At 62.0% G+C, this 2,744-nt stretch carries 4 protein-coding genes; 3 read left to right on the top strand and 1 reads right to left on the bottom strand.

Annotated elements, in window-relative coordinates:
• Positions 1–644, top strand: a 644-nt coding sequence (locus tag EOA86_RS29600) for a flagellar biosynthetic protein FliO (RefSeq protein WP_128344894.1), incomplete at its 5' end; no start/stop codon positions are given.
• Positions 645–735: 91 nt separating this feature from the next.
• Here the strand turns inward: EOA86_RS29600 and dksA are convergent.
• Positions 736–1,152: an RNA polymerase-binding protein DksA gene (gene dksA / locus EOA86_RS29595; protein ID WP_006202025.1), complete on the bottom strand. Its 417-nt coding sequence runs from the start codon at positions 1,150–1,152 to the stop codon at positions 736–738.
• Positions 1,153–1,415: 263 nt separating this feature from the next.
• On the opposite strand from dksA, the gene EOA86_RS29590 reads away from it, so the two are divergent.
• A complete protein-coding gene (locus EOA86_RS29590; protein WP_128344892.1) occupies positions 1,416–1,919 on the top strand; it encodes a histidine phosphatase family protein in 504 nt (167 codons plus the stop codon).
• A gap of 65 nt (positions 1,920–1,984) precedes the next feature.
• Positions 1,985–2,744: YcjX family protein (locus tag EOA86_RS29585; protein WP_164892101.1), on the top strand; the 760-nt coding region annotated here is incomplete at its 3' end.

Raw genomic sequence — 2,744 nt, 5'->3', positions numbered from 1 at the left:
TCATTCTCCTCATCATCAAGCTGGTCCGCAATCTGACCTTCGGAACATTCGTTGCCGGCGGCAGGAACCGCAAGACGCGCCTGGCCGTCATGGACGCCACCGCTGTCGACAGCCACCGCCGGTTGGTGCTGGTGCGCCGCGACGACATCGAGCACCTGCTGCTGATCGGGGGCCCGACAGACGTCGTCGTTGAACGCGACATCCGGCTGTCGGCGCTGCGCCGTCCCGCGCTGACCGGAGATGGCGGTGGCCATCAGCCGGCACCGCGGCCGCGCGCGCCTCAACCAGCTCCTGCGCCAATGAGGCAAGCACCGCCTCCGCAGCCGGTAAGCGCGGCCCCGGCGCCTGTCCGGCCCCATCAGACTGCACCAGCGCCAGCGCCGAAGCCAGCGCAAAGCCATCAATCGGCGACCATCACGCCGCTGCCCGCCTACGCCAATGCCGTTCGACACGCGCCAGCGCCGGCAAGACAGGATTCCCCGGCAAAGCAGGATTCCATTGACGATACGCTGATGAGGGAGCTCGAGGTCTCGTTTGATGTCCCGCAGCCCGCGCCGGAGAGCAAGCCGGCGGCAAAGGCGCCGTCGTCTCTCGATGACGAGATGACGAAGCTTCTAGGCGAGCTTTCCAGCCAGAAAAGATAACCGGCCAGAAACGGGGCCAGCGAACAGGCAAAAAAATGGCCGGAGACCGGCCATGACAAAATTCGCTGCTTTTAGGCGATTCGCCTGTGCTTCAGTCGTCGCGGTAGACCTTCTCGCGGCGCTCGTGGCGCTCCTGCGCCTCGATCGACAAGGTCGCGATCGGACGCGCATCGAGCCGCTTCAGCGCGATGGGCTCGCCGGTTTCCTCACAATAACCGTAAGTGCCTTCATCAATGCGCTGAAGCGCGGAATCGATCTTTGAAATGAGTTTTCGCTGGCGATCGCGGGCGCGAAGTTCGATGGCGCGGTCGGTTTCCGAAGAGGCGCGATCGGCGAGATCGGGGTGGTTGGCGTTTTCCTGCTGTAGGATTTCGAGAGTTTCGCGCGCTTCGCGCAGTATGTCGTTCTTCCAAGTGACGAGCTTCAGGCGAAAGTAGGATTTCTGCCGCTCGTTCATGAACGGCTCGTCTTCGGAGGGTACGTAATCGGCGGTAACGATGTCGTTCATTCGACTCACCCAACAGCCCCAATTTTGGCGCCTATATATTCGCGGACCGAATACTGCACAAGCGCAATCGACGACAGTTTCACGCAATTGTTAATGTCGGGCAAAATGCTATGGGCCGCATCATTCGCATGAAGGGCGCGACCGAATTCGCGTATGATTCGTTGGGTTTGAAGGGTGGCGGCCATTGTGCGCAAGGCGTTTCTCATGGCTAATCCTGCATCGCCTTTTGATGAGTTTCGGTGTTTGGCACAAGCGAGGGGCCGGTGAGCAAGCTTTATCTGTTGAGGCATGCCAAGGCCGGGTGGGCTCTGCCGGGCATGCGCGATTTCGATCGTCCCCTCGACGCATCGGGCGTCGGCGACGCCGAAACGATGGGTGCGGCCATGCGGGCCCGCAGTTACATTCCGGACCTCACCCTTTGCTCCAACGCAAAGCGAGCGCGCCAGACCCTGGAAGGTCTGGCCGGCCACACCGATACAGGCCGGGTCCTGTTCCTGGACACGCTCTACAGCGAGGACGCCGCCGGCTATCTCAACCTCATCCGCAGCAATGGCGGGCCTAGCTCGCTGCTCATCATCGGCCACAACCCGATGACGGAAGATCTCACTATCGCGCTTTCGGGCGACGGCGACGAGGCTGCGATGGGAATGCTGAATCACGGCTTTCCGACTTCCGGCCTTGCCGTCGTCTGCTTTCCGGCCAGTCTTGCCAACGCCGCGCAAGGCACCGGCTATCTCGAAGCCTTCGTGACGCCGGCCGATCTCTGACGCCATTTCAAACCTGGGCAGCAGCGTCTATATCGGATCGTACCGAAGCCCCGAGAGACCGCATTTTGGCATCATCGCTGACCACTTTCACCGACGAGGCGAAGATTGCCCTGGATACGCTGTCAGGGCGCGCTACCGGGCTTTTTTCGCCATCACTGCGACTGGGTGTCACTGGTCTTTCCCGCGCGGGCAAGACGGTGTTCATCTCAGCCTTTGTCCACAATCTGATCCATGGCGGGCGCTTGCCGCTGTTCTCGGCGCAGAAATCGGGACGCATCGCCCGTGCCTTCCTCGAAGAGCAACCGGATGACGCCGTACCGCGATTCCAGTACGAGGATCACGTAGCGGCTTTGGTCAACGATCGCCTGTGGCCGGATTCGACACGTGCCATTTCCGAGCTGAGGCTCACCATCGAATATGAATCGGCCTCCGCCTGGAGCCGCATGTTTTCATCAGGCAGATTGTCGGTCGATATCGTCGACTATCCCGGCGAATGGCTGCTGGACCTACCGTTGCTCGGTAAATCCTACGTTGATTTCTCGCGCGAAGCATTCGAGATGGCCGTGCTGCCGGTGCGCGCCGACCTTTCGCAGGAATGGCGCTCGCTCTCCGCCGCAGTCGACCTGAATGCGGACGCCGACGAGATGACGGCGCGACGCCTCGCCGAGAGCTTTGCCGCTTACCTCAAGGCATGCAAGCTTGACGAGCGGGCGCTTTCGACCCTGCCGCCCGGCCGTTTCCTGATGCCCGGCGATCTTGAGGGCTCGCCGGCGCTGACCTTCGCGCCCTTGCCGGGCCTGAGTGAGCGGCGGGCGCGTTCCGGGT

Source organism: Mesorhizobium sp. M5C.F.Ca.IN.020.32.2.1, assembly GCF_004023105.1.
Taxonomy (GTDB): domain Bacteria; phylum Pseudomonadota; class Alphaproteobacteria; order Rhizobiales; family Rhizobiaceae; genus Mesorhizobium; species Mesorhizobium wenxiniae.
The sequence above is the reverse complement of the archived record's forward strand: the minus strand, read 5'-3'. Positions and strand labels throughout refer to the sequence as shown.

Coding starts and splice junctions, on each gene's coding strand:
- dksA (WP_006202025.1), bottom strand. CDS start 1,152: ATGAACGACATCGTTACCGCCGATTACGTACCCTCCGAAGACGAGCCG.